Annotated in this window: 6 protein-coding genes; 2 read left to right on the top strand and 4 right to left on the bottom strand. The window is 70.2% G+C overall.

The window, feature by feature from the left end:
* Positions 1-214: 214 nt before the first annotated feature.
* From C1A38_RS21220 to C1A38_RS21205, 4 genes are all read right to left on the bottom strand, one after another.
* Positions 215-1237 carry a threonine aldolase family protein gene (locus tag C1A38_RS21220; RefSeq protein ID WP_102659511.1) on the bottom strand — a complete coding sequence of 341 codons (1023 nt, stop codon included), beginning with the start codon at positions 1235-1237 and terminating at the stop codon, positions 215-217.
* A 105-nt stretch (positions 1238-1342) separates the two neighbouring features.
* A complete protein-coding gene (locus C1A38_RS21215) occupies positions 1343-2749 on the bottom strand; it encodes a class II 3-deoxy-7-phosphoheptulonate synthase (protein ID WP_102659501.1) in 1407 nt (468 codons plus the stop codon).
* 86 nt (positions 2750-2835) lie between these two features.
* Positions 2836-3315 carry a hypothetical protein gene (locus tag C1A38_RS21210; protein WP_102659500.1) on the bottom strand — a complete coding sequence of 160 codons (480 nt, stop codon included), beginning with the start codon at positions 3313-3315 and terminating at the stop codon, positions 2836-2838.
* A gap of 202 nt (positions 3316-3517) precedes the next feature.
* Complete coding sequence (locus C1A38_RS21205; RefSeq protein ID WP_102659499.1) at positions 3518-5128, bottom strand: glycosyl hydrolase family 18 protein; 1611 nt, start codon at positions 5126-5128, stop codon at positions 3518-3520.
* Between the two features lie 202 nt (positions 5129-5330).
* Here C1A38_RS21205 and C1A38_RS21200 point away from each other — a divergent pair, with 202 nt between their 5' ends.
* Together C1A38_RS21200 and C1A38_RS21195 are read left to right on the top strand one after the other, a co-directional pair.
* On the top strand, positions 5331-5816 hold the full coding sequence (locus C1A38_RS21200) for a glutathione peroxidase (RefSeq protein ID WP_102659498.1): 486 nt from the start codon (positions 5331-5333) through the stop codon (positions 5814-5816).
* Positions 5817-5966: 150 nt separating this feature from the next.
* The gene (locus tag C1A38_RS21195; RefSeq protein WP_102659497.1) at positions 5967-6644 is read left to right on the top strand and encodes an NADPH-dependent F420 reductase; all 678 of its coding nucleotides are present in this window, start codon (positions 5967-5969) and stop codon (positions 6642-6644) included.
* Positions 6645-6697: the final 53 nt, after the last annotated feature.

The raw sequence follows: 6697 nt of genomic DNA, 5'->3' as shown, positions 1-6697 counted from the left end.
GCCGCTGGCAGGGGCCCAGGCGCGCTAGCGCTCCCCCGCGCCCTGCGCCCTGCGCCCTGCGCCCTGCGCCCTGCGCCCTGCGCCCGCGATCTTGCACTTCTTGTCGCCGCATAAGCCGCACAAGGGGCATTTCGGCGACCAAAAGTGCAAGATCGCGGGAGCCCGGCCCGGGGTGGGAGCGCGAGGGGCGCGGGGGCGCGGGGTAGGAGCGGGGTCAGGCGCGGAGGATGTGGGTGAGGGTGGTGGCGGCCTGGTCGACGGCGGTGTCGGTGACGTCCATGTGGGTGACCAGGCGGGCGGTGCGGGGGCCGAGCACCGAGATGAGTACGCCTTCGGCGCGCGCCGCGGCAGCCAGCGCGTGCGCGTCCATGGGTGCCTTGGTCAGGTCCAGCGGGACCAGGTTGGTGCGTACCGGGGCGGCCAGCACCCCGAACGGGGCGATCGCCTCGGCCAGCCGGGCCGCCTTCGCGTGGTCCTCGGCGAGCCGGTCGATGTGGTGGGACAGGGCGTACCGGCCGGCAGCGGCGAGGACGCCGGCCTGACGCATCCCGCCGCCCATCCGCTTACGGATCACCCGCGCCCGCTCGATCTTGTCGGCGGCGCCGACGATCAGCGAGCCGACCGGCGCGCCGAGCCCCTTGGAGAGGCAGACCGAGAGGGTGTCGAACAGCGCGCCGTAGCTGGCCAGCGGCACCCCGTCGGCGACGTGGGCGTGCCAGATCCGTGCCCCGTCGCAGTGCAGCGCCACCTGCGCCTCGTCGGCGACCCGGCGCAGCTGGCGCAACGTGTCGAGGGGGATCACTCCGCCGCCGCCGCGATTGTGGGTCTGCTCCACCGCGATCGCCCGGGTGGGCACCGCCCAGTAGCCGTCGGGCCGGATCATGCCGGCGACCACGTCGGGGTCCACGTCCGCGCCCACCGCAGGCCAGGTCCGCGAGGTGATGCCGCCGTACGCGGCAGCGGCCCCCATCTCGTACGTGATCACGTGCGCGTCGGCGTCGCAGAGCAGCTCCGCGCCGGGCGGCACCGACAGTTGCAGGGCGATCTGGTTGGCCATCGAGCCGGTCGGGCAGAACAGTGCCGCCTCGTGCCCGAACAGCGCGGCGACCTCGGCCTCCAACGCGTTGACCGTCGGGTCCTCGCCGTAGACGTCGTCGCCGACCTCGGCGGCGGCCATCGCCTCCCGCATCCCGGGGGTGGGCCGGGTCACCGTGTCCGAACGCAGATCAATCGGCATGTCACGCTCCATCCCGTCAGCCACAGTCATGCCAGACAGCTGCCGACTGTGGGGCTCGCAAGCTCACTCCTCGCGTCCGCCACAGTCATGCCACCCGATCACGCGTCAGCCACGGAGCATCTCTGCTACGAGGAAGGCCAGTTCCAGCGACTGCTGGGTGTTCAGGCGCGGGTCGCAGGCGGTCTCGTAGCGGTCGGGCAGGTCGAGATCGGCGATGTTCTGGGCGCCACCGAGGCACTCGGTGACATCCTCACCGGTCAGCTCGACGTGCAGGCCACCGGGGTGGGTCTCCAGGCTGCGGTGCACCTCGAAGTAGCCCAGCACCTCGTCGACGATCCGGTCGAAGTGGCGGGTCTTGTAGCCGTTCGACGACTCGTGGGTGTTGCCGTGCATCGGGTCGCACTGCCACACCACCTTCGCCCCGGCGGCGGTCACCTTGGCCACGATCGGCGGCAGCGCGTCGCGTACCTTGTGGTTGCCCATCCGGCTGATCAGGGTGAGCCGACCGGGGATGTTCTCCGGGTTCAGCTTCTCGCACAGCTCGATCGCCTCGTCCGGCGTGGTGGTCGGGCCGAGCTTGACCCCGATCGGGTTGGCGATGCGGGAGATGAAGTCGATGTGGGCGCCGTCGATCTGCCGGGTGCGCTCGCCGATCCACAGGAAGTGCCCGGACAGCCCGTACGCCCGGCGGTCGGAGACCCGGGTCAGCGCCCGGTCGTACTCCAGCGCCAGGGCCTCGTGGGAGCAGTAGAGGGTGACCGTACGCAGCGCCTCGTCGTCGGTCATCCCGCAGGCCCGGATGAACGCCAGGGCACGGTCGATCTCGCGGGCGATCGCCTCGTACCGTTCGCCAGCCGGGGAGTTGCGCACGAAGCCCTTGTTCCAGTCGTGCACCGCGTGCAGGTCGGCCAGTCCTCCGGCGAGGTAGGCGCGCAGCATGTTCATCGCGGCGGCGGAGTTCGCGTACGCCCGGATCATGCGCTGCGGGTCGGCGACCCGCGCCTCCGGCGTGGCCTCCAGCGAGTTGATCATATCGCCGCGGTAGGCCGGCAGGCCGCGCGCGTCGGTCGGCAACGACCGGGGCTTGGTGTACTGCCCGGCGACCCGGGCCACCTTCACCACCGGCAGCGACGCGCCGTAGGTCAGCACGATCGCCATCTGCAGCAGCGTGCGGGCGTTGGCCAGCAGATGACTCTCGGTGTTGTCGGCGAAGGTCTCCGCGCAGTCGCCGCCCTGCAGCAGGAACGCCTTGCCCTCGCAGACCAGCGCGAGACGCTGTCGCAACTGGTCGACCTCGTACGGGGCGACCACCGACGGGACCCGGTCGAGGACCTTGCAGACCTCGGCGACCTGGGCCGGGTCCTCCCAGGGCGGGGTCTGGGCGCGGGGCAGCTCCCGCCAACGGTCCAGACCGAGGGCCTCGTCCTCGGCGGAGTCGACGGTCGGACGGCTGGTCTGCAACACCGGGCTGCTCACCGCCGGATGACTCAACTGATGCCACTCATGGCGCATGACGAAAGCGTACGGCGGCCGACCGGGTGACCGCCCAGTGAGGGGCCGGGTTCCGGCAGATGGACGACGCGGCGCGCTGCCGCAGGTCAGGGCGTCGGCGTGGGAGACGGGCTGTGCCCACCGGGCCGCTCGCCCGAAATGCACCAGTCCAGGCCGTCGCGGGTGACCGTGAACAGCAGCGATCGACTGGCCTCGCGCTTGCCCACCGTGACAGTTACCACAGTGCTGACTTCCTGCCCGACCGGTCCCGGGCGGATGTCGACAATCTCGGTCTGCGCCACGGTGAAGTGGTCGGCGAAGTCGCCGTTCGGCCCGGTCGCCGCCGCGTCGAACGACTCGTGCAACACCGTGCAGAGTTGGCTGCGCCCGGCCGCGACGTCCTTGGCGGTCATCGCGTCGAGGTACGCCTGCACCCGTTCGCGGGACTTCGCCAGGGCCTCGTCGGCCGGTGCCCGACCGGGCTGCTCCGCCGGCTTCTCGTCGCCGCCGATCAGTCCGCAGCCGACAAGCGTGAGCGAGGCGGTCGTGAGCAGGACGAGGGCGGCGCTGCGCCGGTACACCCGCATCGCTACCTCCCCATCTGCGCACATCGCACCGTTCCGACCGGCGAGTCTGTCACACCCCGCCCTGATGTAAGGAAGGGCCCCTTGTTATCGCCTTTTGCATAGGAAGGGCCCCCTGTTAACACGCGGCAAGATCGAGCTGCCGGAGTGTTAACAAGGGGCCCGTGCTCTACCGGAGGCGTTAACAGGGGGCCCTTCCTTACATTCAGCCGAGGCCGTTGCGGATGGCGCTGATCAGCTCTCCGTTGCTGGTGTCACCGGAGAGTTCCCAGAAGAACGCGCCACCGAGGCCCTGGTTCTTCGCGTACGTCATCTTGCCGCCGATGGTCGACGGGGTGTCGTAGCTCCACCAGTTGCTGCCGCACTTGGCGTACGCCGTGCCACCGATGGTGCCGGTCGCCGGGCAGGTGTTCTTGAGGACCTTGTAGTCCTCGATGCCCTGCTCGTAGGTGCCTGGCGCGGGGCCGGTAGCGGTGCCGCCCGGCGCGGACTGGGTGACCCCGGTCCAGCCCCGACCGTAGAAGCCGACGCCGAGCAGCAGCTTGTTGGCCGGGATGCCCTTGCTCTTGAGCTTCTGGATGGCCGCGTCCGACCAGAAGCCCTGCTGCGGGATGCCGGAGTACGAGTAGAGCGGCGAGTGCGGGGCGGTGGGGCCCTGCGCGTTGAAGGCGCCGAAGTAGTCGTACGTCATCGGCATGATCCAGTTGAGGTGGGTGGCGGCACCGGCGTAGTCGGTCGCGTCGATCTTGCCACCGTTGCTGCCGTCGGCGGTAATCGCGGCGGTGACCAGTGCCGACGAGCCGAACCGGGTACGCAGCGCGCTGGCCACGTTCTTGAACGCGTTCGGGCCGCTGGCGTCACAGGTCAGACCGCAGGCGTTCGGGTACTCCCAGTCGATGTCGATGCCGTCGAAGACGTCCGCCCAGCGCGGGTCCTCGACCAGGTTGTAGCAGCTCTCGGCGAAGGCGGTCGGGTTCTGCGCGGCCTGGGTGAAGCCACCGGACCAGGTCCAGCCGCCGAACGACCAGATCACCTTGATGTGCGGGTACATCCGCTTGAGCTTGCGCAGCTGGTTGAAGGTGCCGCGCAGCGGCTGGTCCCAGGTGTCGGCGACGCCGTCGACGCTCTCCGCCGCGGTGTACGCCTTCTCGTAGTCGGCGTAGCTGTCACCGATGGTGCACCGGCCGCCGGTGGTGTTGCCGAAGGCGTACAGGATGTGGGTCAGCTTGGACGCCGAGCCGCTGGTGTGGATGTTCTTGACGTGGTAGTTGCGGGCGTAGACGCCCCACTGGGCGAAGTAACCGACCACCTTCTGTCCACTCGGCGGGGGCGGCGGCGTGGTCGGGGGCGGCGAGGTCGGCGGCGGCGGTGCGGTGGTGGTGGTCGGCGGCGGCGGGCTCGTCGGGGGCGGGGTGCCACCGCCGCAGGCCGCGCCGTTGACGGTGCAGTTCAACGGCGCCCGGTACGCACCAGTGCCGTTGTAACCCCAGCTGAAGGAGGCGCCGGGCGCGAGCGCGCCGGCCCAGCTCTTCTTGACCGCCACGTACCGGTTGCCGTTGCGGGTGACGTCGGCGTCCCAGGAGCTGCTGATGCTGGTGCCCGAGGGCAGCTCGAACTCGATGCGCCAGGTGCTGACGCTGGCGCTGGAGCCGTTGGTGATGGTGACCCTCGTTTCGTGACCGGTCCCCCAGTCCTGCACCCGGGTGAACGAGGTGGTCACACTTCCGGCGCCGAACGCCGTGGCCATCGGGACCGAGGCGACGGTCACCGCGACCACGGCGCCGACCCAGAGGGCCCGGCGGAGCGATCTCTTCATGTGGCGTCTCCAAACAGTTAGGAAACTTTCCAAAATGTTGATGAGACGCTACTCACGCGACTCCACTTCGTCAAGATGTCGATGTATCGATTTGTCGGCTCGGGCGAAACCCGCGCCGCCCGAAGGGTCTTCGCCGGTGGATGGCCATTACCGAGCGGTAGCCGCCGCGCCGCGAACCGACGTTCGGCGATACCCTCACGCCATGTCCGTCTTCGACACCCCCATCAACTCCCTCACCGGCGGCCCCGCCGATCTCGCGCAGTACCGCGGGCGCGCCCTGCTGGTGGTCAACGTCGCCTCCCGCTGCGGTCTCACCCCGCAGTACGCCGGCCTGCAGGCCCTTCAGGACGAGTACGCCGACCGCGGGCTGGTGGTACTCGGCGTGCCGTGCAACCAGTTCGCCGGCCAGGAACCCGGCAGCGCTGCGGAGATCAGCGAGTTCTGCCAGGTCAACTACGGCGTGACCTTCCCGCTGACGGAGAAGGTCGCGGTGAACGGCCCGGACCGTCATCCGCTCTACGCCGCCCTGGTGGACACCCCCGACGCCGACGGCCACACCGGTGACGTCCGTTGGAACTTCGAGAAGTTCCTGGTCGCTCCGGACGGGACCGTGGCCGCCCGTTTCGCCCCGACGGTCACCCCCGACGACCCCACGCTGCGCGCCACCGTGGAGAAGACCCTGCCCTGACATCCCGCTGCTGACTCACCGGCGACGGCGCCCGGGGTTCGGGTGCCGTCGCCGCCGCACGCTCGTCGGGCGGAGATCACCCTGGATCGGCCGGAAGTGTCCGGCTGGCGAGTAGGTTCGACGGGAGAGCCCGAGTCGATGGGAGTTGACGTGTCGGTCGTGGGGTTGATCGGAAGTGGACACATCGGAGGCACTGTCGCGCGGTTGGCGGTGGCGGCCGGGTACGAGGTGGTGCTGAGCAACTCGCGGGGGCCGGAGACCCTGTCTGACCTGGTCGACGAGTTGGGGCCGGGTGCGAGCGCGGGCACCGCCGACGCCGCGGCTCGCGCCGGTGACCTGGTGGTGGTCAGCATCCCGCTGAAGTCGTACCGGGCGGTGCCGGCGCAGCCGCTGGCCGGCAAGGTCGTCATCGACACCAACAACTACTACCCGCAGCGCGACGGCCAGATCCCCGAGCTGGACGAGGGCAGCGTCACCAGCAGTGAGCTGCTGCAACAGCACCTGCCCGAGGCCCGGGTGGTGAAGGTGTTCAACAACATCTTCTTCCGACACCTGCTCGCCCTGGCCCGGCCCGCCGGTGCCGCCGACCGCAGTGCGCTGCCGATCGCCGGTGACGACGCCGAGGCCAAGGCCGTCGTCACCGCCTTCCTCGACCGGATCGGCTACGACGCGGTGGACGCCGGCACGCTCGCCGACAGCTGGCGGTTCCAGCCGGACACCCCGGCGTACGGCACCATCTACTCCGCCGACCCGGCGAACTGGGAGCAGGAGGCCGCCGGCGACGCCGACAAGGTGCGTGCCGCACTGGCCAAGGCCGAACGGATCTGACCGCTCGCCGCCGGGCCAGCGGGTCGGTTCTCCGCCGGGCCAGTGGGTCGGTT

Origin of the sequence: Verrucosispora sp. ts21, assembly GCF_002879555.1 — a bacterium.
GTDB classification, from domain to species: Bacteria; Actinomycetota; Actinomycetes; order Mycobacteriales; family Micromonosporaceae; genus Micromonospora; species Micromonospora gifhornensis.
Note: the sequence above shows the minus strand (reverse complement) of the source record. Positions and strands in the feature narration are given on the sequence as shown.